21 protein-coding genes are annotated in these 22226 nt (G+C 72.2%); 9 read left to right on the forward strand and 12 right to left on the reverse strand.

Features of this window, described 5'->3' with window-relative positions; genetic code table 11:
• Positions 1–128: 128 nt before the first annotated feature.
• Together WMJ97_RS04640 and WMJ97_RS04645 are read left to right on the forward strand one after the other, a co-directional pair.
• On the forward strand, positions 129–1397 hold the full coding sequence (locus WMJ97_RS04640) for a PspC domain-containing protein (protein ID WP_347347800.1): 1269 nt from the start codon (positions 129–131) through the stop codon (positions 1395–1397).
• The gene (locus WMJ97_RS04645; RefSeq protein ID WP_347347801.1) at positions 1394–2065 is read left to right on the forward strand and encodes a response regulator transcription factor; all 672 of its coding nucleotides are present in this window, start codon (positions 1394–1396) and stop codon (positions 2063–2065) included. Before WMJ97_RS04640 ends, WMJ97_RS04645 begins: the two co-directional genes overlap by 4 nt.
• A 215-nt stretch (positions 2066–2280) precedes the next feature.
• Here WMJ97_RS04645 and WMJ97_RS04650 read toward each other — a convergent pair whose 3' ends face one another.
• Together WMJ97_RS04650 and WMJ97_RS04655 are read right to left on the reverse strand one after the other, a co-directional pair.
• On the reverse strand, positions 2281–2556 hold the full coding sequence (locus tag WMJ97_RS04650) for a GlsB/YeaQ/YmgE family stress response membrane protein (RefSeq protein ID WP_347347802.1): 276 nt from the start codon (positions 2554–2556) through the stop codon (positions 2281–2283).
• A gap of 297 nt (positions 2557–2853) precedes the next feature.
• Positions 2854–4083 carry a phosphatidylserine/phosphatidylglycerophosphate/cardiolipin synthase family protein gene (locus WMJ97_RS04655; protein ID WP_347347803.1) on the reverse strand — a complete coding sequence of 410 codons (1230 nt, stop codon included), beginning with the start codon at positions 4081–4083 and terminating at the stop codon, positions 2854–2856.
• A 406-nt stretch (positions 4084–4489) separates the two neighbouring features.
• Between WMJ97_RS04655 and WMJ97_RS04660 the strand changes: the two genes are divergently transcribed.
• Positions 4490–6901 (forward strand): UvrD-helicase domain-containing protein, encoded by a 2412-nt coding sequence (locus tag WMJ97_RS04660; RefSeq protein WP_347347840.1) that lies wholly within the window; start codon positions 4490–4492, stop codon positions 6899–6901.
• Positions 6902–6920: 19 nt separating this feature from the next.
• Here the strand turns inward: WMJ97_RS04660 and WMJ97_RS04665 are convergent, their stop codons facing one another.
• The gene (locus tag WMJ97_RS04665; protein WP_347347804.1) at positions 6921–7751 is read right to left on the reverse strand and encodes a M23 family metallopeptidase; all 831 of its coding nucleotides are present in this window, start codon (positions 7749–7751) and stop codon (positions 6921–6923) included.
• Positions 7752–7989: 238 nt separating this feature from the next.
• Between WMJ97_RS04665 and WMJ97_RS04670 the strand changes: the two genes are divergently transcribed.
• The 3 genes from WMJ97_RS04670 to sucD all read left to right on the forward strand — a co-directional run bounded on the left by WMJ97_RS04670 (position 7990) and on the right by sucD (position 10725).
• On the forward strand, positions 7990–8406 hold the full coding sequence (locus tag WMJ97_RS04670; protein ID WP_347347805.1) for a cobalamin B12-binding domain-containing protein: 417 nt from the start codon (positions 7990–7992) through the stop codon (positions 8404–8406).
• A 242-nt stretch (positions 8407–8648) separates the two neighbouring features.
• Positions 8649–9833, forward strand: coding sequence for an ADP-forming succinate--CoA ligase subunit beta (gene sucC, locus WMJ97_RS04675; RefSeq protein WP_347347806.1), 1185 nt, complete (start codon positions 8649–8651; stop codon positions 9831–9833).
• A 4-nt stretch (positions 9834–9837) separates the two neighbouring features.
• Positions 9838–10725: a succinate--CoA ligase subunit alpha gene (gene sucD / locus WMJ97_RS04680; protein WP_347347807.1), complete on the forward strand. Its 888-nt coding sequence runs from the start codon at positions 9838–9840 to the stop codon at positions 10723–10725.
• Positions 10726–10875: 150 nt separating this feature from the next.
• Here the strand turns inward: sucD and WMJ97_RS04685 are convergent, their stop codons facing one another.
• Positions 10876–12405: a hypothetical protein gene (locus WMJ97_RS04685; protein ID WP_347347808.1), complete on the reverse strand. Its 1530-nt coding sequence runs from the start codon at positions 12403–12405 to the stop codon at positions 10876–10878.
• Positions 12406–12502: 97 nt separating this feature from the next.
• On the opposite strand from WMJ97_RS04685, the gene WMJ97_RS04690 reads away from it, so the two are divergent.
• Complete coding sequence (locus WMJ97_RS04690; RefSeq protein ID WP_347347809.1) at positions 12503–14386, forward strand: DUF6350 family protein; 1884 nt, start codon at positions 12503–12505, stop codon at positions 14384–14386.
• Positions 14387–14402: 16 nt separating this feature from the next.
• Here the strand turns inward: WMJ97_RS04690 and WMJ97_RS04695 are convergent, their stop codons facing one another.
• The 8 genes from WMJ97_RS04695 to WMJ97_RS04730 all read right to left on the reverse strand — a co-directional run bounded on the left by WMJ97_RS04695 (position 14403) and on the right by WMJ97_RS04730 (position 20551).
• A complete protein-coding gene (locus WMJ97_RS04695) occupies positions 14403–15182 on the reverse strand; it encodes an ABC transporter ATP-binding protein (protein WP_347347810.1) in 780 nt (259 codons plus the stop codon).
• Positions 15182–15991, reverse strand: a complete 810-nt coding sequence (locus tag WMJ97_RS04700) for an ABC transporter permease (RefSeq protein ID WP_347347811.1) — start codon at positions 15989–15991, stop codon at positions 15182–15184. The genes WMJ97_RS04695 and WMJ97_RS04700 overlap by 1 nt, the downstream gene beginning before the upstream one ends.
• 25 nt (positions 15992–16016) lie before the next feature.
• Positions 16017–17030, reverse strand: a complete 1014-nt coding sequence (locus WMJ97_RS04705; RefSeq protein WP_347347812.1) for a hypothetical protein — start codon at positions 17028–17030, stop codon at positions 16017–16019.
• Positions 17030–17887: a glycosyltransferase gene (locus WMJ97_RS04710; protein ID WP_347347813.1), complete on the reverse strand. Its 858-nt coding sequence runs from the start codon at positions 17885–17887 to the stop codon at positions 17030–17032. Before WMJ97_RS04710 ends, WMJ97_RS04705 begins: the two co-directional genes overlap by 1 nt.
• A gap of 10 nt (positions 17888–17897) precedes the next feature.
• Positions 17898–18227 carry a hypothetical protein gene (locus tag WMJ97_RS04715; RefSeq protein ID WP_347347814.1) on the reverse strand — a complete coding sequence of 110 codons (330 nt, stop codon included), beginning with the start codon at positions 18225–18227 and terminating at the stop codon, positions 17898–17900.
• 104 nt (positions 18228–18331) lie between these two features.
• A complete protein-coding gene (locus WMJ97_RS04720) occupies positions 18332–19078 on the reverse strand; it encodes an SDR family NAD(P)-dependent oxidoreductase (protein WP_347347815.1) in 747 nt (248 codons plus the stop codon).
• On the reverse strand, positions 19071–20297 hold the full coding sequence (locus tag WMJ97_RS04725) for an AMP-binding protein (RefSeq protein WP_347347816.1): 1227 nt from the start codon (positions 20295–20297) through the stop codon (positions 19071–19073). The genes WMJ97_RS04720 and WMJ97_RS04725 overlap by 8 nt, the downstream gene beginning before the upstream one ends.
• Positions 20294–20551 carry an acyl carrier protein gene (locus WMJ97_RS04730; protein WP_347347817.1) on the reverse strand — a complete coding sequence of 86 codons (258 nt, stop codon included), beginning with the start codon at positions 20549–20551 and terminating at the stop codon, positions 20294–20296. Before WMJ97_RS04730 ends, WMJ97_RS04725 begins: the two co-directional genes overlap by 4 nt.
• 103 nt (positions 20552–20654) lie before the next feature.
• Between WMJ97_RS04730 and WMJ97_RS04735 the strand changes: the two genes are divergently transcribed.
• Together WMJ97_RS04735 and pseI are read left to right on the forward strand one after the other, a co-directional pair.
• Positions 20655–21158 carry a GNAT family N-acetyltransferase gene (locus WMJ97_RS04735; RefSeq protein WP_347347818.1) on the forward strand — a complete coding sequence of 168 codons (504 nt, stop codon included), beginning with the start codon at positions 20655–20657 and terminating at the stop codon, positions 21156–21158.
• Positions 21155–22210: a pseudaminic acid synthase gene (gene pseI, locus WMJ97_RS04740; protein WP_347347819.1), complete on the forward strand. Its 1056-nt coding sequence runs from the start codon at positions 21155–21157 to the stop codon at positions 22208–22210. Before WMJ97_RS04735 ends, pseI begins: the two co-directional genes overlap by 4 nt.
• The last annotated feature ends 16 nt before the right edge of the window (positions 22211–22226 follow it).

The following is a 22226-nucleotide window of genomic DNA, read 5'->3' on the forward strand; positions in this document are numbered from 1 at the left end:
GGAGTCGCTCCCCACCGACGTCCAGCCCGGGAGTCGCTCGCCGACGGAGCCGTGTGACAACCTCCACATCAGAGTGTGGAGAGCGTCAGGTAGAAACGCCCACGGGGCCGGGCGTTAGTCTTTCGGGCATGTCAACCCCGGAGCAGCAGGCGTCCGATGGTCCGCGCCGGGTGGTCCGGGCGCCGGAACGCGGGCTCCTCGGCGGGGTCTGCGTCGGCCTGGGGGAGCACCTCGGGATCCCCGTACCGGCGGTGCGGCTGATGTTCGCCGCGTTGGCGTCCTGGCGCCTCCTCGGGGTCGTCACCTACTTTCTGCTCTGGCTGCTGCTGCCCCGCGCCGCCGAGGACGCCGAGTCGCCCGGCCTCGCCGCCGCCACCCGCCGCGGCCTCCGGACGAAGGCGACGAAGCAGACCGTCCGGGACGCCGCCCCGCACCTCGGCGAGGCGGCCGCGATCGCGATGGTCGGGGGCGGGCTGGCGTGGCTGGTCCAGTGGTTCGGCTGGGGCATGCCGGACGCCTGGTTCACGATCGGCATCCTCCTCGCCGCCGGCGCGACGCTCGTGTGGTGGCAGGCCGACCGCTCGTCGGCGTCCGGCATCGATCTCAGCCGGGGGCCGCTCGGCCTGATCGAGCCGCTCGTCCGGCACTGGACGACCGTCCTCAGCCTCGTCGTCGGGCTGCTCAGCGTGGCGGTCGCGATCGGCATGATCACGACGATGATCCCGGGCGTCGGGGACGTCGGCCGCACCCTCCTCGCGATCGGGCTGGCCGTGGCCGCGCTGTTCCTGCTGACGGGCCCCTGGCTGCTCCGCGTCCGCCGTGCTTTCACGGTCGCACGTGAGGACAAGCTCATATCGGACGCCCGCGCCGACATGGCCGCGCACCTGCACGATTCCGTCCTGCAGACGCTGGCGCTCATCCAGCGGCAGGCGCAGGATTCGGCGGAGGTCGTCCGGCTGGCGCGCCGCCAGGAGCGCGAACTCCGCGAGTGGCTCTACGGCGAAGGGATCCCCGCCGAGACCCTCAAGGCCGCCCTCACCTCCGCCGCCCAGGACGTCGAGGACAACTTCGCCGTCACCGTCGAGTCCGTCGTCGTCGGCGACGTCGAACTGGACGCCCGCCTGGCAGAACTCGTCCGCGCCGCCCGCGAGGCGATGTGGAACGCGGCGAAGCACTCCGGCGCGCCGGCCGTCGACGTCTACGCCGAGGTCGAGGAGGACGGCGTGACGATCTTCGTCCGCGATCGCGGCTCCGGTTTCGACGTCGAGGCGATCCCGGAGGGAAGAATGGGCATCGAACGGAGCATCATGGAGCGCGTGCGGCGGCACCACGGGGTGGCGCGCATCCGCTCGAGCGCCGAGACGGGAACCGAAGTGATGTTGGAGATGAAGAGATGACCGACGAGAAGGCCACGCCGGCCGCCACCGCCCAGCGCCGGGTCGTGATCGTGGACGACCACGCCATGTTCCGCAGCGGCGTCCGCCACGATGTGGGCCCGTTCGTGACCGTGGTCGGCGAGGGCGAAGACGTGAAAACCGCCGTCGAGGCGATCACGAAGACCCTGCCCGACGTCGTGCTGCTCGACGTGCACATCCCCGGCGGCGGGGGCGTCGCGGTCATCAAGGAGGTGTTGGCCGAGCATCCGGACGTCCGCTTCCTCGCCCTCAGCGTCTCCGACGCCGCCGAGGACGTCATCGGCATCATCCGCGCGGGCGCCCGCGGCTACGTGACCAAGTCGATCTCGGCGTCCGAACTGGTGGACGCCATCGAGCGCGTGGCGAGCGGTGACGCCGTGTTCAGCCCGCGCCTGGCCGGCTTTGTGCTGGACGCCTTCTCGGGCGCGATCGACATCTCCGAGATCGATGAGGAGCTCGACAAGCTCTCCCAGCGCGAGCGGGAGGTGCTGCGCCTCATCGCGCGCGGCTACGCCTACAAGGAGATCGCGAAGGAGCTGTTCATCTCCATCAAGACGGTCGAGACCCACGTCAGCAGCGTGTTGCGCAAGCTTCAGCTCTCGAACCGGCATCAGCTCACACGCTGGGCGACCGACCGCCGGCTCGTCTGAGCCCCGATTCAGGACGCCCCGGCTCGCCGGGGCGTCCGCGGCGCGAGAATGCAACGCGGACGCCTCCGGACGCCGCGCCGGCTCTGCTCGCCCGCGTCCTGGGCGCGCCCCATGCCGGAACCCGCCACCCCCCGAAGACGCGATCAGGGGCCGCGCCCGACGGCGCGGCCCCTGATGGAGCGGTCAGTGGGACGCCTGCGGCGCCCGGCGAACCGTTACCGGCCCACCTGCGAGCGGCCGCGGGTGGCGCCGACGTAGATCGACACGCAGACCATGGCGGCGATGACCATGAGGATCCAGCGGATCCAGTCGATGCCGCCGGTGGCCACGGCGTTCGGGAAGAGCAGCCCCGTCAGGAACGAGCCGATGAAGGCGCCGATGATGCCGAGGATGATCGTCCAGACGATGCCGATCGGCTGGCTGCCGCGCATGAACAGGCGGGCCAGCAGGCCGACGATGAGACCGACGACGATGGTGGAGATGATTTCCATGTGAATCTCTTTTCCTAGAAGGTCGGGGTTGTGATCGCGAGCTCTCCCGCGAGCGAGCGAGGCGCGGCGCCCGGATGGGCCGTCCTCGGGCCTCCCCTGGTGTGGCCGCGCTCATCCCTGCTCATGGCCTCCAAGTTAGCTCGGTGATGGGCAAAAGAGGTAGTGAACGCGCCCCTCGATGCGATTCAGAGTCGATAACAATCGTCCCCGGGTGTCTCAGTACACCCTCAGTTTTTAGGGACACCCGGCGGCCGGCGGCAGCGGGCGGGGCGCGGCGTCCGCGCCCGCACAGCCGGCTCACAAGAGGGGCCGCAGCGGCGCCAGCACCCACTCCGAGATCTTGGCCGCGACGGGCCGGGCCTCCCACTCGGCGAGGGTCAGCTCGACGCAGTTGCCGGCGTCCATCGAGAAGACCTGCTCGAGCTGGGCGGCCAGGTCGGCGTCCACGACCTCGATGTTGACTTCGTAGTTGCCCATCAGGCTGAGCCGGTCGATGTTCGCCGTGCCGATGGTCGACCAGCGCCCGTCGATCGTCGCGGTCTTCGCGTGGACCATCGCCCCCTGATAGCGGAACAGCCGGATGCCGTTGCCGAGCAGCACCTGGTAGTAGCCGCGCGACAGCCAGTCGGCGACGATGTGATTCGACTCGGCGGGCACGATGATGCGCACGTCGACGCCCCGCTCGGCCGCCTCGACCAGGGCGAGGGTGAGGACGTCGTCGGGGATCAGATAGGCGTGGGTCATCCAGATGCGCTCGGACGCCCGGTCGATCGCCTCCAGGTAGCTGTACCGAATCGGGTACACCCCGATGCTCGGCACGTTGCGCGTGACCTTGACCGGCGCGTCCCACGAGCGGCCACCCGGGGACGTCAGCTCGGGCATGTGCGGACGCCGCGCCTGGTTCCAGTAGTCGACGAAGGCGTTGGCCAGGTCGAGGGCGGCCGAGCCGGTGACGCGGGCGTGCGTGTCGCGCCAGCGGGTCGCGTAGAGCGAGCCGATGTTGTAGCCGCCGACGTACGCGCAGTCGTCGTCGACGACGAGCAGCTTGCGGTGGTTGAGCCCCGGGGCGCGCCACACGATCGCGCCCTTCATGCCCGTCCACGGGAAGTGCGGCATGACGTAAACGCCCGGCAGCCGGAAGAACGACGGCTTCACGACCAGATTGCCGAACACGTCGAAGCTCACGTAGACGTCGACGCCGCGGGCGGCGGCCGCGACGAGCGCGTCGCGGACGAGGCGTCCGGTGCGGTCGCCCTTCCAGATGTAGGTCTCGAAGTAGATGCGGTCGGACGCCCCGTCGATGGACGCGATCATGTCCTCGTACAGGTCGCGACCCTTCGTGTAGACGACGACCTCGCCGTCCCCGACGCCGACCGCGGTCGGCGGCGCCGTCGGGAAGGGCCGGTCGCGGCGTCCGCGCTTGCGGCGGCGGTCGACCACCGCCAGCGCGGCCAGCGTGACCGCCTGCGCGCCGGCGAAACTCGCCGCGCCCCACTTCACCAACCGCCGAACCCGGGGGAGCACCATGGCGTCACTGTAGTGGGACGCCTCGTCCCTCCGGCGCGGACGCCGCCCCGCGCGCCCCGCCGAGCGCGAGGGGGCGCGGGGTCGGGGCCGGACGCCGTGGCGGTCGGGAATTGTCAGGGCGACCGCCTAGGCTGGCAGAGCCATGAACGACTCCCTCTTTCCCGACCTGTTCGCCGCGTTCGAGCCGGCCCCGCCGAGCGAGCGGGCCGAGCGGGCCGTCGACCGGCTGCGTCGCGCCCGTCCGACCACGGCCGAGCCCGCGCCGCGCGGGTCGGGGGCGTCCGGGGGGCGGGCCGCGGGCGGTGAGCCCGGGCGGGCGGACGGTGCCGCTCGATCCGATGCGGGCAGGGGTGCGGAGAGGCCCGAGGGCGCCGACCGGCGCCCGAGGCGTCCGCGGGGTGACGAACTGCTGGAGGGGCTGAACCCGCCGCAGCGCGAGGCCGTGGTGCACGCCGGCACGCCGGTGCTGGTCGTCGCCGGCGCCGGCTCGGGTAAGACGCGGGTGCTCACCCGGCGCATCGCGTACCTGCTCAGCGAGCGCAACGTGCACCCGGGGTCGATCCTGGCGATCACGTTCACCAACAAGGCCGCCGCCGAGATGCGGCACCGCGTCACCGAGCTCGTCGGCAACCGGGCGCGGCTGATGTGGGTGTCGACCTTCCACTCGGCGTGCGTGCGCATCCTGCGCTCCGACATCGATCGGTTCGGGCTGTCGAAGACGTTCTCGATCTACGACGACGCCGACTCCAAGCGGCTGATGACGCTGGTGACCCGCGAGCTGAACCTCGACCCGAAGCGCTACCCCGTGCGCGCGGTGATGAACGCGGTGTCGAACTGGAAGAACGAGCTGGTCGACCACGAGTCGGCGGGCAAAGACGCGGAGGGGGCGACCGCGGTCTACGCCGAGGCGTACGGCGAGTACCAGCGGCGGCTGCAGGCGGCGAACGCGCTCGACTTCGACGACCTGATCATGACGACCGTGCACCTGCTGCAGGCGCTCCCCGACGTGCGCGAGCGCTACCGGCGGCGGTTCCGGCACGTGCTGGTCGACGAGTATCAAGACACGAACCACGCGCAGTACGCCCTGGTCAGGGAGCTGTGCGGCGTCGCCGAGGGGCCCGACGGGGCGCCGATGGCCGAGACGCCCGAGCTGATGGTCGTGGGCGACTCCGACCAGTCGATCTACGCGTTTCGCGGCGCGACGATCCGCAACATCCTCGACTTCGAGTCCGACTTCCCGGGCGCCGAGACCATCCTGCTCGAGCAGAACTACCGCTCCACGCAGACCATCCTGTCCGCCGCCAACGCGGTGATCACCCGCAACCCGAACCGGCCCGAGAAGAGGCTGTGGTCGGATGCGGGGGACGGGGAGAAGATCGTCGGCTACGTCGCCGACACCGAGCACGACGAGGCGCAGTTCGTCGCCGACGAGATCGACCGGCTGGTCGACGCCGGCGAGGTGAAGCAGTCCGACGTCGCGGTGTTCTACCGCACCAACGCGCAGTCGCGCGCGTTCGAGGAGGTGTTCATCCGGGTCGGCATGCCGTACCGGGTGGTCGGCGGCGTCCGGTTCTACGAGCGGCGCGAGATCCGCGACGCGATCGCGTACCTGCGGGCCATCGCGAACCCGGCCGACGACGTGTCGGTGCGGCGCATCGTGAACGTCCCGAAGCGCGGCATCGGCGAGCGGGCCGAGGCGGCCGTCGAGGTGTTCGCGGCGTCGCGGCGCATCCCGTTCGGGGCCGCGCTCGAGCGGCTCGACGAGGTGCCGGGGCTGGCCACGCGGTCGGCGAAGCAGCTGGCGTCCTTCGCCGAGCTGATGGCCAAGCACCGGGCGATGGTCGCCGAGGGGGCGAGCGCCGACCAGGTGCTCACGAGCATCCTCAACGAGTCCGGCTACCTGGCCGAGCTGCAGAGCTCGACCGACCCGCAGGATCAGACGCGGCTGGAGAACCTGGTCGAGCTCGTCAGCGTCGCGGGGGAGTTCGTGGCGGCCGCGCACACGATCGACGTGCCGAGCGCGTACACCGTGGTCGACGATCCTGCCGAGCCCGGTTCTCTGGAGCCCACGACAGCCCACGACGCCGCGGGGCCGGACGCCGCGGGCGTCCGAGCGGCGGCGGCCGACGCCGATGCGGAGGAGGCGGACGGCGGCGGGCTGGCCGCAGGAGCCCCCGAGCCCGACGACTCGCTGCCGGCGTTCCTGGAGCGGATCGCGCTGGTCGCCGACTCCGACCAGATCCCCGACGCCGACGACTCCGGTGGCGTCGTCACCCTGATGACGCTGCACACGGCGAAGGGGCTGGAGTTCCCGGTCGTGTTCCTCACCGGCTTCGAAGACGGCATCTTCCCGCACATGCGCGCGATGACCGACCCGAAGGAGCTGGAGGAGGAGCGGCGCCTCGCCTACGTCGGCATCACCCGCGCCCGCAAGCGGCTCTACCTGACGCGGGCGACCGTGCGCGTCATGTGGGGCCAGCCGCAGTACAACCCGCCGAGCCGGTTCATCGAGGAAATCCCCGAGCGGCTCATCGACTGGCGTCGGCTCGGGGCGTCCGCGGGGGGCTGGGGCACGAACGCGCGGGTCCGCACGGAGGCGTCCTGGCGGCAGACGGTCGGGTTCGGCGGGTCGGCGAAGCCGGCCGGGCCTCGGGCGGCGTCCGTGAGCGTCGGCGACAAGGTGCTGCACACCAAGTTCGGCCTGGGCAGCGTGATCGAGACCTCGGGGGCGGCCGACAACCTGAAGGCGAAGATCGACTTCGGGTCCGACGGCGTGAAGATCATGGCGGTCAAGCACGCCCCGATGGAGAAGCTGTAGCGGGGCGGACGCCGCGGGCTCAGCCCTCCAGGTACTGGCCCGGGTCGGCGTTCTCGCCGTTGGCGATGACGCCGAAGTGCAGGTGGCAGGCGGTCGAGAGCCCGGTGTTGCCGACGTAGCCGACGACCTGCCCGCGCTTGACGGTGTCGCCGGCCTTCACCGTGAAGCTCTGCATGTGCTGGTAGCTGGTCTCGACCTTCGTGCCGTTGACGGTGCCGTGATCGATGCGCAGGTAGTTGCCCGACTGCCCGGCCTGCGCCGCGAGCACCACCTTCCCGTCGCGCGCCGCCCAGATGGGTTGGCCGCAGTTACCGCCCATATCCCAGCCGGCGTGGAGCCGCGTGTAATGCAGGATCGGGTGCATCCGCGGGCCGAACTTCGAGCCGAGTTCCCCGTCGGTCGGCCGGAAGAAGCCGCCCCGCTGGTTGAGCCGGTTCGCCTCGCCCTTGATCCGGCCGGTCTCCGTCGACAGGGACGCCTGCCGTGCCGACAAGGCGGTTCGGAGCTGGGTGGCGTCCAGGTCCTTGCTGACCGCGCCGAGTTGCGTCGCCCGGGCGGCCGCCGCAGCGCTGAGCGACCCGGCGTCCCGCTGGCCGCCGCGGCTCACCGACGAGCCGCGGTCGAAGGGGGCGGGCGTCGGTGACGCCTCGACGCCGAGCGCGTTGACCGCGCGGAGCTGGTTGCCGGACGCCTCCGCCGCCTGCGAGCCGGGGGCCACAACGCCCACCGCCCCGGCCAACAGCACCGCGAGGCCCGCGATGCCGGCGCGCAGAATGCGCCGCGGGACGCCGCCGGTGCGGTCCGGCCGGGTCTCGGCCGCCGCCGACGAGGAGCGTTCTGAAGCCACCATGGGGATCCTTCTCAGCTTGATCAGGGGCGTCGCGCGCGTGCGGAGCGGCGGCCCACCGAAAAAGTTAGCATTGCATTAAGATTTCTCAGCATCTCAGGTGGAAAGTTGCCACGTCGCCCGCGCAGGGGACGCCGTGCCCGCGATGTGGACGCCGCCCTGCCGAGCGTCCGCGCTGCCCGGGACGAGCGATTTGACGTTTGTCTCCCCTCGGCATGCGGCCAGGGGTAGGCTCTTCGACGTGGATACCAATGCTCCTATTCGTGTCGTTGTTGCCAAGCCCGGTCTCGATGGTCATGACCGGGGCGCCAAGGTGGTGGCTCGGGCCCTGCGGGACGCGGGCATGGAGGTGATCTACACGGGGCTGCACCAGACGCCCGAGCAGATCGTCGACACCGCGATCGCTGAGGACGCCGACGCGATCGGCATGTCGGTCCTCTCCGGGGCGCACCTGACCTTGTTCAAGAAGGTGATCGAGCTGCTGAAGGCGGCCGACGCCGACGACATCGTGGTCTTCGGGGGCGGCATCATCCCCGAAGAAGACCACCAGGCCCTCTACGACATGGGCGTGAAGGGCATCTTCACCCCCGGCACGCGCATGGACGAGTGTGTCGACTGGGTGCGCAACACGGTCGGCAAGCAGACCGAACCGGCCTGACCGGTTGAAGAAGATCCGGGCGCCTCGGCGTCCGGTCCGGTGACGCTCGACAGGACGCCGGCGAGCGGGTAAGCCCGCGCGCCGGCGTCCTGCGTTTGTCCGGACCCCCGCGGAGGGTGCCTCACCCCGGGGGACCGCTCAGGTTTGCAGGCCAGGATCGAGCCGTTAGTCTCTAGGGCACCTCACGGCGACGTCCGATGCCCGCCCGGCTACGACGGACGCTGACAGTTGGATGGAGAAGCATGGATCTGTACGAGTACCAGGCGCGCGACCTGTTCGAAGCCAACGGAGTGCCCGTGCTGCGAGGCATCGTCGCCTCGACGCCGGCCCAGGCGCGGGAGGCCGCGGAGCAGTTGGGCTCCGAGGTCGTCGTGGTGAAGGCCCAGGTGAAGACCGGGGGGCGCGGCAAGGCGGGCGGCGTCAAGCTGGCGAAGTCGCCCGAGGAGGCCGAGGAGCGGGCGTCCGAGATCCTGGGGCTCGACATCAAGGGTCACGTCGTCGAGAAGGTGATGGTCGCCGAGGGCGCCGACATCGCCGAGGAGTACTACTTCTCCCTGCTGCTCGACCGGGCCAACCGCAGCTACCTCGCGATGTGCAGCCTCGCCGGCGGCATGGATATCGAGGCGCTCGCCGAGGAGCACCCCGACGAGCTGGTGAAGATGCCGGTCGACCCGCGCCGCGGGCTCGATATGGACGCCGCCGACGAGTTGGTCTCGTTGGTGGGCTTCTCGGCCGACGACCGCGACGAGGTCGCGCGCGTCCTGACGCTGCTGGGCAAGACGTACGCGGAGTCGGATGCGACGCTCGTCGAGGTGAACCCCCTCGTCAAGACCGGTGACGGGCGCATCCTCGCGCTCGACGGCAAGGTCTCGCTCGACGACAACGCCGACTTCCGGCACCCCGAGTGGGAGGAGTGGCGCGACGAATCCCGCGACGACCCGCTCGAACTGCGCGCCCGCGAGAAGGGCCTCAACTACGTGAAGCTCGACGGGCAGGTGGGCGTCATCGGCAACGGCGCCGGCCTCGTGATGAGCACGCTCGACGTCGTCGCGTACGCGGGCGAAGACCTGCCGGGGTCGCCGACGCCGGCGAACTTCCTGGACATCGGCGGCGGGGCGTCCGCGCAGGTGATGGCCGACGGGCTCGACATCATCCTGTCCGATCAGCAGGTGAGCGTGGTGTTCGTGAACGTGTTCGGCGGCATCACCGCCTGTTCGGAGGTCGCGAAGGGCATCCGCGGGGCGCTGATGCAGCTCGGAAACCGGGCGAGCAAGCCGATCGTCGTCCGGCTGGACGGCAACGCGGTCGACGTCGGGCTGGCCATGCTCGGCGAGTACGACCACCCCCTCGTCACGATCGAGAAGACGATGGACGGCGCGGCCCGGCGGGCCGCCGAGCTGGCCAGCGCGGCCATGGAAGGGAAGTGACACCATGGCGATCTGGCTGGACCATACGAGCAAGGTGATCGTCCAGGGCATGACCGGCAGTGAGGGGCGCAAGCACACCCAGCGCATGGTCATGTTCGGCACGCGGATCGTCGCGGGCGTCACGCCCGGCAAGGGCGGGCAGAGCCTCACGTTCGAGGAGGACCCGATCCCGATCTACAACACCGTCCGGGAGGCGCGGCATGCGACCGGCGCGACGGTGTCGGTGATCTTCGTCCCGGCGGCGTACACGAAGGCGGCGGTGCTGGACGCCATCGACTCCGGCGTCGAGCTCGTGGTGTGCATCACCGAGGGCGTCCCGGTGAAGGACACGGCCGAGTTCTTCGCGGCCGCGCAGGCCAAGGGCGTCCGGCTGATCGGGCCGAACTGCCCGGGCATCATCTCGCCCGGCCGCTCGAACGTGGGCATCATCCCGCCCAACATCGCGCGCACCGGCCACATCGGGCTGGTGAGCAAGTCGGGCACGCTGACCTACCAGATGATGTACGAGCTGGGCGACCTCGGCTTCTCGACGGCCGTCGGCATCGGCGGTGACCCGATCATCGGGACGACCCACATCGACTGCCTGCAGGCCTTCGAAGAGGACGACGAGACCGACTGCATGGTCATGATCGGCGAGATCGGCGGCGACGCCGAGGAGCGGGCGGCGGCGTACATCGCCGAGCACGTCAGCAAGCCGGTCGTCGCGTACGTGGCCGGGTTCACCGCCCCCGAGGGCAAGACGATGGGGCACGCGGGCGCGATCGTGTCCGGGTCGTCCGGAACCGCGGAGGCGAAGAAGAAGGCGCTCGAGGCGGCGGGCGTCCGGGTGGGCAAGACGCCGAGCGAGACGGCCGAGCTGGTGCGCGAGATCGTCCGGAAGACGGCTCGCTGAGGCGGAGTTTCCGAGTCCAGAGGCTCCCCCCCCCACGTCGACGACGAAAACCGACCTCGCGCGTGTTGCGGCACGCGCGAGGTCGGTTTTCGTCGTCGAGGTCGTCTGAGGGTCTGCGAGGTGGCGTCCCTCCCCGCGAACGCGGGCCGCTCAGGGCAACTGCGTCAGCCGGTCGGACGCCCGATTCGCCAGGCCGGCGAACACGCCGTCGGCCAGGTCGTACGCGGGGGAGGGGTTGGCGAGCAGGTAGGTGACGTCGGCGCCCCTGCGGACGATCGCGACACGGAATCGCACGCTCGTCGTCGGGTTCGTCTTCTGGTCGACCAGGAACATCGCCCCCGACGCCGGCGCCGGTGAGCTGCCGGTCTGCTTCACGGTCGCGGTGGTCGTCCTCTGGGCGCAGCCGCTGATGTTGCCGGCCACCTGGCTGGTGAACGCCTGCGCGGCCTGCTGCGAGCCGAAGGTGTAGATCGCCTGATCGACGCCGAAGCCCTGCGGCGCGCGCGGGTCGTCGGTGAGCAGGAAGGTGCGCTGCGACCGCTTGGACGCCCCCGGCACCGTCGTCAGGTCGACGCCCTCGCACTGGGTGCCCGGGAGGCGCATCTGATCGACGTCGGTCGCGTGCCAGGCGCCGACGCCGGGGGTGAGCTGCGGGAGATCGCCCGGCGCGAGCCAGCCGGCCGGGTCGCCGGGCGGCGGGACGGCCGCGCTGGCGACGTTCACCGTCGCCGGGCACGTGCCGGACGCCGGCCCGCACAGCCGCGTCAGCGACGCGCCGAGCGCGGTCGCGACAGCCTTGGGGTCGAACGGCCCGTCGACGCGGCTGGCGTCCACGATCGCGACCGCCGTGCCCGTGCGCGCGAGGATGATCGCGTGGTGCTCGGCCGTCGCGCCCTGCCCGCGCTGTGCGATCAGCCCGACCGCCGAGTTCGCGAGGCCGGTGGGGGCGAGCCCGCGCGCGATCGAGGCGTCCGGGCAGTTGCCGATCTGGCCGGCGAGGGTGGCGTAGGCGGCCTTCGCGGAGGCCTCGTCGGGGTAGGTGCGGATCGACTCGAGCAGGGCCGACTCCGGGGACCCCTCGGCCGTGAACGTCCGGACGCTGCGCCCCGCCGGAGCCGGGTCCTCCGGCGCGTCGGATGCGATGCAGCGCGGCCGGGGGCTGGCCTCGTCGGCGTCCAGGGCGGTCTGCGCGATCGCCCAGGTGCGCCCCAGCGGCGCGAGGTCGGCCGGCTGCAGGAGCGCACCCTCGACGGGGTTCGGCGTCGGCGGGGCGACGGTCGGCGCGGCCGGCGCGGGGTGCGTGGCCAGGTAGGCGCCCGCGGCGATGAGGCCCAGCACGACCACGCCGCCGAGGATCGTCAACAGCCGGACCCCGACGCGGCGGCGGGCCACCGCCGACTCGGCGCGGGGGGCGTCCGGGGGGCTCATCGGCGAGCGCTCGCGCGTGCCTGAGGGGCTGTCGGCGGAGCGGCGCGGCAGCGGGGACGTCCAGTCGTCGGGCAGCGAGTCGGCCGAGTAGCGGCGGCCGGAACCACCGGCGTCCGACGGGGGGAGCGCCGGAGGCGGGACGGGCGTTGGCGGGCGGTCCTGCCCTGGGCTGGACGCCGACCACCGCGACGAACCGCCGCCGTCCGGCTTGTCCGCGGCCCGCCGCGGCCCCGTCGGCTCGTCGTCGCTCATGTTGGGTCCCCCTGAAAGTCCGTTGGCGGTCAGACTTTAGCAACGGCGGGCGTGTCCGGGAGCCGCACCCCACGGCGGTGGGGAAGCATGGTGCATCATGTCGAAGCTGCTCGCCCACCGTCCCCCGGTCTCCCTGACGGTCTCCTCTCCGAGCGAGAACGCGGACGCCGGGGCGCGCCTGTCGCGGGTTCCGTACTTGCCGTGGCTGGCGGCCGCGCTGTTGGGTGCCGTGTGCTGCGTGCTGTTCGGGTGGCTGCTGGTCGCCCTCCCCGTGGCCGTGGGGTGGCTGAGCGCGACCTACCTTCCCCTCACGACCGTGCTCACGACCGTGAACCAGGGGTGGCTGGCCCTGCACGGCGTCGGCGGTCAGGTCGGCGACCTGACCCTGGGCATCACGCCCCTCGGTCTCACCGCGGTCGTCGGCGTCGCGATCGGCGTCGCGACCACGTATGCGTCCGCGCAGATGGGCGAGCGGGCCGATGGTGCCCCCGCGACGCCGCTGCGGGCCGCGCTGCTGCTGACCGGCTCGATGACCGTCAGCTACACGGTCGCCGCGCTGCTGCTGGCCACGCTGGTCGGGGCGCCGGCGCAGGCCGCGCACATCGTCGTGGGCTCGTTCGCGCTCGCCCTGGTGAGTTCCTGCTGGGCGGCGGTGCGGGCGCGGCGCGTCCGGCTGCTGGAGGCGGCGCCGGCCTGGGTCCGGGCGTTGCCGGGGGCGGCGCTCGCCGGGGTGGGGGTGCTGCTGACCGGCTCGGTCGCCGCGCTCGCGACGGCGCTGGTCGCGCACTGGCCGCGGGTCTCCGCGCTGCAGGCGGCGCTCGACCCGGGCGTGCCGGGGGCGATCCTGCTCGGGATCGCCTACCTGGCCTACCTGCCGGCGATGCTGCTGTGGGCCGGGTCGTACGTGCTCGGCGCGGGGTTCCGGGTGAGCGTCGACAGCGTGGTGACCCCCGGGTCGGCGGCCGTCGGGCTGCTCCCCGGGTTCCCGCCCTTCGGCGCGGTGCCGGCCCAGTCGGCACCGGCGGCCTGGGCGTGGCTGGCGTTCGGCGTGCTCGCCGGGGCCGCTGCGGCGCTCGTGCACCGGCGGGCCGTGGGCCGGACCGACGACCCGTGGGGACGCGCGGCCTGGCAGTCCGCGGTCGCGGGGGCGGCGTCCGGGCTGGGCTGGGCGCTGGCGTCCGGGTTGGCGCGGGGTGACCTGGGCGAGGGACGCCTCCGCGGGCTCGGTCCGGTTTTCCCGCAACTGCTGCTGTACGGCGTCGGGCTGACCGCGGCGGGTGCCGCGCTGGCCGGCCTAGCCTGGACGGCCTGGGCCCGGCGGTCCGCGCTCGAGCCCGAGGAGGTCACGTCGCCGTTGGGGCGTCCGTGGGTGCGGCAGTCGTCCGGGGCGGACGCGCTCGGGTCGGGGGCCGCGGCAGCCACGGGCTCGCCCGCCGAAGCGCCGTCGGACCCCGCGGACGGCGCCTCCGGCGCGGCCGGGCTTCGGGGCGTCGGGTCGGCGGTAGGCCGGGTGGGTACCCGGCTCAAGGACGCCGCGGCCGCGCGGGTCGCCCGGGTGCGTTCTCGGGCGGCGCGGGACGACGCTCCGCGTGACGGCACCCCCGGCGCCCCTGTGCCGCACGAACCGGCGGAGCGGGCCGCGTCGAGTCGGGTGTTTGAGCCGGTCTCGGGCCCCGACGAGGAAACCCTCGCCCTCGGGACGCCCGCCCCCACGCGGCGGCTCGACCCCGACGACGCCGATCGTGGCGCGGACGAGCCCACCGATCGCGTCCCGGGGCTCGCGAGCGACGTCCCCGCCGGCGATCCCTGCGCCGAGGGCGTCCCCGCGCATGACCTGCCCGCGCACGACGCCCCGGACGCCGAGGATGCGCACCCGGCCCAGCCGGAGGAGAAGCGGACGCCCGCGGCGTCCCCGTGGGGCGACCCGGACGCCATCGGTCCGATCGCCATGCGGCCCTGGGGCCGCGACGACGCGCGCTGAGCGCGCGCCGGACGCCTCAGGCCTGGGCGTCCAGGTCGGCGTTGTACTGCGCCATGACGGCCTCCATCTCCCCGTCGAGCACGAGGTGGCCGCCGCGCAGGTAGAGGCCGCGGTTGCAGAAGCGCATGAGATCCGCCTCGGAGTGGGAGACCAGGAACAGCGTCTTGTCGTTGGCCAGCATCTCCTCCATGCGCGCGTAGCACTTGTCGCGGAACGCGCGGTCGCCGACGGCCAGCACCTCGTCGACGAGCACGATCGGCTCGTCGAGGGTCGTGATCACGGCGAAGCCCAGCCGCACCTGCATCCCGGACGAGAAGTGCCGAAACGGCGTGTCGAGGCCGGCGCGCACCTGGGGGCCCGCGAAATCCACGATCTCGTCGAACCGTTCGTCGACCTGCTCGCTTGTCAGCCCGTGCAGCCCGGCGGTGAGATAGATGTTCTCGCGCGCGCTGAGGTCGCCGAGAAACCCGCCGGTCAGCTCGATCAGCGGGGCCACCCCATGGGCGACGGAGATCGTGCCCTCGTCGGGCAGCAGGACGCCGGCGATCATCTTCAGCAGCGTCGACTTGCCGCTGCCGTTGCCGCCGACGAGGCCGACCGCCTGCCCGCGCAGCACCTGGAACGACACGTCGCGCAGGGCCCAGAACGTGTCTTTGGCCGCGCCGCTGCGCCCGGTGAACACGAGCTCCCGGATCGACATCTTGCGCTTGCGGGAGCGCAGGAACTCGATGCCGACACCCTCGACGTCGATCACGACCTCCTTGGTCGCGACGCCGGTGCCCTGCGTCTCGGTCATCAGATCTCCTTCAGGACGGTCTTCTCCATGCGCGAGAAGACGAACCCGCCGATGAGCAGCATGATCACGGTGCCCGCGACGGCCGAGACGACCGGCAGCGGGTTGACGGGCTGCGGGAAGAACCCGGCCCGGAAGAGCTCCAGCACGCCGGAGTACGGGTTGGACGTGTAGATCCAGCGGATGAAGTGCGGGATGTACGGCTTCTCGAGGAACCTGATATCGAAGATGATCGGGCACAGGTAGAAGAAGACCCGCAGGAAGATGCGCACCAGCGGCATGATGTCGTTGATCAGCACGGTGATCGGCGCGAGCACGAGCCCGATGCCGATGCACATCAGGTACTGCAGCACGATCGCCACCGGGAAGAAGACGATCTGCCAGTTCAGGTGGGCCTCGCCGCGGATGAAGTAGATGGTGAAGAAGATGATCAGCACCGGCAGCGACAGCAGGAACTCGATGCCCTTCGCCGTCACCATGCGGATCACCCACAGCTCGCGCGGCAGCTTCGTCGAGCGGACCAGCTTCTGCTCGGCGATGAGCGCCCGCGGCGACTCGGCGACGGCGGCGTTGAACCACTGCCACGAGAGCAGGGCGACGATGAGGAAGAGGAAGTACGGCGAGTGGCCCGCGTCGCTGCGGTGAAAGATCACGGCGAACAGCATGAAGTAGATCAGCGCGTTCGCGAGGGGGTCGATGATCGTCCACAGGTACCCGAGGAAGCTCTGGGAGTACCGCACCCGCAGATCCCGCTTCACGAGGATGCCGAGAACCTTGCGGTCGGCCCACAAGGCCCGCAGTCGTGTGATCATCGAACGCCTTTCCGCCTGACGGCTGTCACAGCGTACCGCCCTGCGTCGCGAGCGCCCGGAGGGCGCCGCCGGTCTCGTCGTCGGCCACCGGACGCCCCACGAACTGCCCCAACAGGGACGCCTGATCGGCGCTCAGATCGCGATCCAGGAACTCCAGGCCGGGCGCCGCGACCCGCAGCGCCGGGACGCCGTAGAGCGCCCGCAGGTTCAGCAGCGCGGTGCTCGTGGCCCCCAGCACGACGGACGCCCCGACGATCCGGGCGTCCAGCTCGGCCGGCTCGGGGCCGGCGTAGACCTCGTGGGCGGCGTAGCGCGCGGGGTCCTCGACCGGGTGCGGCCGGACGACGAACCGCAGCCCCGCCCCGGACGCCTGCGCGGCCAGCCGGTCGACGTGGGCGGCGTAGGCGCCGGCGTCGAGCACGCCGAGCTCGACCCAGGGCTGCGAGAGCAGCACGGCCGTCCGCGGGGACGCCGCCCGCCGGACGCCGCCGTGCCGCCGGAACTCCGCCGCGACCTCGTCGTGGACGGCCCAGGACCCCCCACGCCGCTCGTACAGCGCCCAGCGCTGCGTGGTGAGCATGCGGCGCGCCCCGGTCGTCGCGAGCGCCCGGACGGTCGGCCACCAGCCGTCGCCGCCCTCGCGCAGCCAGGCGTCCCGCCGGGTCTGCCAGGTGCCGTAGGTGCCGAGGCCCTCGTCGGTGACGACCACGTGGAACGCGCGGCCGGGGTTCGCGGCCAGCAGGCGTCCGTAGGGCTTGATGCCCGGCGCGCCGATCGCGAGGTAGGCGAGACGTTCGCCGCGGCGTCCCCGCAGCGAGGACGCCTGCTCGATCGTCAGCCGGGGGTCGTCGGGCAGCAGCCGCCGCACGTCGGCGTCCGTGACGGCCTGCCGGCCGAGGAACGACCCGCGCCCGAGGTTGACCAGTGTCACCGGACCGTCGGTGCGCCGCAGCAGGTCGCGCAGCCAGCTCGCCGCGTACACGACGTGGCTCTGCGAACGGACGCCGGAGCAGAACACCCGGCGGGCGACGGCACCCATCACCACACCGGCGGGCGGCCGAGCCGGGTCATGCGGGCGACGGTCGCCCACGAGATCGGACGCCGCGGCCCGGCGTCGGTGCGCAGCCCTTCGGCCAGGCCCCGGAACCAGGTGGCGACGAACCGCGGGTCGCGCACCCGCGCGACGGTCGCGGCCGCCCAGACGCCCAGGTAGACCGGCAGGAGCGGTGCGGGCAGGTTGCGCTTGGCCACCCACGCCCGGTTGCGGGCGGTCAGGCGGTAGTGGTGGGCGTGCCGGGCGGCGGTGGTCGCCGGGTGGCAGACCTCGATGTCGGGGGCGTAGACGAGGCTCCAGCCGGCGTCGAGCAGCCGGAACGCCAGGTCGACGCCCTCGTGCCCGAAGAAGAAGTTGCCCGCCCAGCCGCCGGCGCTCTCGAACGCGGTCCGCCGGACGAGGCACAGCGCTTCCCAGAACACGGCGACGTCGCCGCCCTTCGCCCGGCCGGCGCGCAGCCGCGGCACCCAGCGCCTCGGCGTGGGCCGCCCGCCGGGATCGACCCCGTGCGGCTGGACGACCGCGACGCCCGGCCCCATGCGCGCGACCATGCGCGCCAGGACGTCGGGGCGCGGCAGGAACGCGTCGTCGTCGTAGAAGAACAGGAAATCGCCGGTCGCGTGGGACGCCCCGATGTTGCGTCCGCCCGGGCAGCCGGTGTTCTCGGGCTCGTAGTAGGTCTCGACCCAGCCGGGCACCCCCTCGGGACGCCAGCCGTTGCCGACGAGGATCGTCTGCAACTCCACGCCCGTCTGGGCGCGCAGCGTGTCAAGGGCCTTGGCCAACTCGGCGGGGCGGTTGCCCATCGACAGGACGATCGCCGACACCCTGGGACGTTGCATGGGGGACAACCTACTCGGTCGGGACGCCGCCGTCGCGGACCCCGATGCAGACCAGCACGTCGCCGATTCGCCGATGCCACACCCGCATCCCGGACGCCTCCGCGCCGAACCCGCGCGTGGTCACCCAGGCGAGGATCGGCGTCCCGGTGAGCTTCGCGGCGACCTCGGCGCGCGTCCAGGCGCGCCAGAAGGCGTCCGGGTCGGCGTCGCCGTGTTCGTGGTCCCCGGCGTCGGGCCCGCCCTCGGCGCGCCAGCGCGCGCCGAGGGCGTCCGGGATGGGCTGGGTGACCAGCTCGGCGTCGACCGCCCAGGCGCCGGGGGCGTCCGGACGCAGGCACACCCGCCGGTCGTCCGCCAGATAACTGTGGACGCCGCGGCAGCCGCTCGTGCACGGCCGGCCCCGCTCGGGGCGGGGGCTGAGGCGCAGCGCCCAGGGGTCGGCGGTCAGATCGACCCGCCGCCGTCGACGACGAGGACCTGGCCGTTGGTGTTCGTGTCGTCGAACAGCAGAAGGTCGACGTAGGGGACGATGTTCTCCGGCTCGACGAGCAGGCCCGTCGGGGTGCGCCGGGTGATCGCGTCGAGCTGGGTCTGGCCGAGCACCGAGCTCATCTCGGAGGCGAAGAACCCGGGCGCGATCGAGTTCGCGAGCACCCGGCCGTGCATCTCGCGGGCGATGGCGCGCATGGCCGAGTCGAGGCCGCCCTTCGTCGACGAGTAGGCGACGAGGCCGGCGTAGCCGCGCTGGGCGCAGATGGAGGTGACGAACACGATCCGGCCGCGGCCGGGGCCGGCGAGGATGCGGCGCAGCACCGTGCGGGTGAGCACGAGCGGGGCGGTCAGGTTGGTCGCGACGATCTGCTCGATCTTGGCCGGCGAGGTGTGGATGTGCAGGCTGTCCTGGCCGATGGCCGCGTTGTTGACGAGGCTGTCGATCGGGCCGAGCTTGGCCTCGGCCTCCTTGACGAACGCGGTGAGCGCCTTGCTGTCGGTCGCGTCGACGGACGCGACGTGGACGCGGTCGGGGTGGGCCGCGGCGAGGGCCTCCAGCTCGGGCGTGACCGTCCGCGCGAACGTGGCGACCTTCGCACCGCGGTCGACGATGGACTGCACGATCGCGAGACCGAGGCCGCGGGACCCGCCCGAGACGACGGTGACGGACGCGGGCGGGATCGGGGTGACGTCAGACATCGCTCTTCAGGCTCTCCTTGATCGGGATGGAGTCGCGCACGCGGAACCGGCGCGGCACCGCGTAGTCGGCGAGGCGCTCGGCGCACCAGCGCGCGAGGTCGGCCTCGGTGGTGGCCGGGTCGGCCAGCACGACCTCGGCGGTGACGACCGTGCCCACCAGCGGGGCCTTGCGGCCCTTGACGTTCGCCCAGGCCACGCCGGGGTGTGCCAGCAGGGTCTCGCGCACCTGGGACGCCGACACCTTCGAGCCGCCCACGTTGATCTCGTCGGACGCCAGCCGCCCGGTGATCAGGACGCGGCCGTCGCGGATCTCGACGCGGTCGCCGGTGTGCAGCTCGGCGTCCACCCCCTCGCCGCGGTGGGGCGAGGCGATGACGAGCTCGTCGCCGTCGATCGACAAGCGCGGACGCCCCTCGCGCGGCTCGCTGCCGAGCCACTTCTCGGGGAACCCGGCTTTGCCGTCGTGCACGGCGATCGAGGCGCCGGCTTCGGAGGACGCGTAGATCCAGGACACCCGCGCCGAGGGGAAGGCCTCGTGCAGCAGGTCGAGCACGGCCTGATCGACGGGCTCGCCGCCGAGGGTGACCTGCTGGAACGGGATGCGCGCCAGCGTGTCGCCGGAGCGCATGAGCGCCTGCCGCCAGAACGTCGGCGTGCCGGACGCCGCATCCACCCCGTGCTCGAGCGCGATCTCGGCCCAGTCGTCGAGCCGGTCGTTCTCGACGTAGACGACGGCTTGGTCGGCCAGCTCGAGGCCCAGCGTGGTGACCTGCCACCACGCGTACGCGCCGGGGGTGTAGGGGCACAGCCAGGTGCGGGGCGGCTGGGCGCCCTTGACGGTGGTCAGCGACTCGAGCGTGTGCGCGACGTGCTTGGGGCGTCCGGTGGATCCGGAGGTCAGCAGCCAGACCCGCCCGGGCGTGGCCGGGCGCGGGTCGGGCAAGGGATCGACGGCGACCGAGTCGCCGTCGACGTCGACCGTCGCGAGCCCGGCCACGCGGAGCCCCTCGACGAGGCCCGCCTCCTTGCGGGAATGCGCCGCGACGAGGGTCTCGCGCCCCGGGTGCGTGGCGTGGATCCAGACGGCGCGGAGCGCGTCGATGTTCGAGCCGACGAAGAACGCGGACGCCTCGGGCGCCTCGAGCGCGGCCAGGTCGCGCCAGGTGCCCTCGAACGACCCGGCGACGATGCGGTTGCCCGCGCCGGCGGGCTCGCTCACTCCTCAGCCTCCAGGAGTTGCTGCACGAAGTCGAGCACGTCGCCGATCGTGCGGATGGAGCGCAGGCCGGGGGCGTCGAAGTTCAGCTCCTCGTCCACCTCGTCTTCCACCTTCAGCGCCAGCTCGGAGAAGTCGAGCGAGCGGAAACCGAAGGAATCGAGCGGCGTCGCGTCGTCGGCGGGCAGCTCTTTGCCCTGCTTGGCCATCACCTCGGACATCATGCTGCGGACCTGCTCGCGGCTCAGTTGGCTCATCGGTTTCCTACCCTCTGATCGGGAATGTCGCGCTGTAGTCTAGCGACGATATCCCCGCCCGAGCCTGCACGCGCGGGGGCCGCGCCGAGCACGAGAGGCACCCATGCTGCGACCTGCGACCGACGCCGACCGGGACCTGATGCTGCCCTGGCGCAACCACCCCGAGGTGCGCTCCGTGTCGCTCACCCAGCACGAGATCAGGCCCGAGGAGCACGCCGGGTGGTGGAAGAAGACGAAGTCCGACCCGACCCGCGCGGTGCTGATCTACGAGCGCGACGGCGTCCCGTCCGGCGTGGTGTCGTTCTTCGATCTGGACGCCGAGGCCGGGTCCGGCTGGTGGGGCTACTACCTCGACAACGACGGGCTGACCGAGCGCGGCGCGATGTTCCCGGCGTGGATCGCGATCCAGCGCGAGGCCGTCAAGTACGCCCGCGACGTGCTGAAGCTGCACACGCTCGACGGGGAGACGCTGGCGTCCAATCAGTCGGTGCGCGACTTCAACGCGCGCCAGAAATTCGACGAGGTCGAGACGTACCTGCGCGAGATCGACGGCGTCCCGACCGAGGTCGTCCACACCCGCCGCACGTTCGAGGAGAACGCCCGATGAGCCGTCCCAGCATCACGATCGGCGACCGCAGGGTCGGCGCCGACGCACCGCCGTTCTTCCTCGCCGAGATGAGCGGCAACCACAACGGGAGCCTCGCTCGGGCGCTGGAGATCGTGGACGCCGTCGCCGAGGCCGGCGCGCCCGCGATCAAGCTGCAGACCTACACGGCCGACACGATCACGATCGACGCCGACACCCCGAACTTCCGCATCAGCGACGGCCACTCGCTGTGGGGGTCGCGGCGGCTGTACGAGCTGTACGACGAGGCGCACACGCCGTGGGAGTGGCACGAGGAGATCTTCGCGCGGGCGTCCGAGAAGGGGATGCTGGCGTTCTCCAGCCCGTTCGACCCGACGGCGGTGGACTTTCTGGAGGGGCTGGGCGCCCCGGCGTACAAGGTGGCGAGCTCCGAGATCGTCGACCTGCCGCTCGTGCGGGCGATGGCGGCCACGGGCAAGCCGATCATCATCTCGACGGGGATGGCGTCGCTGTCGGAGATCGACGCCGCGGTGCAGGCGGCGCGGTCGACGGGCAACGAGCAGATCGTCGTCCTGAGCTGCACGGCCGAGTATCCGGCCGACCCGGCGTCCGCGAACCTGCGGTCGCTGCCGACGCTCGCGGCGGCGTTCCAGACGCTGGTGGGGCTGTCGGATCACACGATGGGGATCGGCGTCCCGGTGGCGTCGGTCGCGTTCGGGGCGTGCCTGATCGAGAAGCACGTGACGACGCGCCGCGCCGACGGGGGCGTCGACTCGGCGTTCTCGCTGGAGCCCGAGGAGGTCGCGGCGCTCGTCCGCGAGACCGAGGTGGCCTGGCAGGCGCTGGGGGAGAACCGCATCGGCGCGAAGGAGTCCGAGCGGGAGGGCCTGCGGTTCCGCCGCTCGCTGTACGTGACGCGCGACGTGACGGCGGGGGAGCTGGTCGGCCCCGACAATGTGCGCTCGATTCGTCCGGCGGGCGGGCTGGCGCCCGACGAGTTCGGCGTGGTCGAGGGGCGTCCGTTCCGGGTGGACGCCGTCAAGGGCACGCCGTTGACGTGGGAGATCATCTGAGCGGCCGGGACTCACC

Origin of the sequence: Nigerium sp. (assembly GCF_039811905.1) — a bacterium.
In the GTDB taxonomy this organism is placed as follows: Bacteria; Actinomycetota; Actinomycetes; order Propionibacteriales; family Propionibacteriaceae; genus Propioniciclava.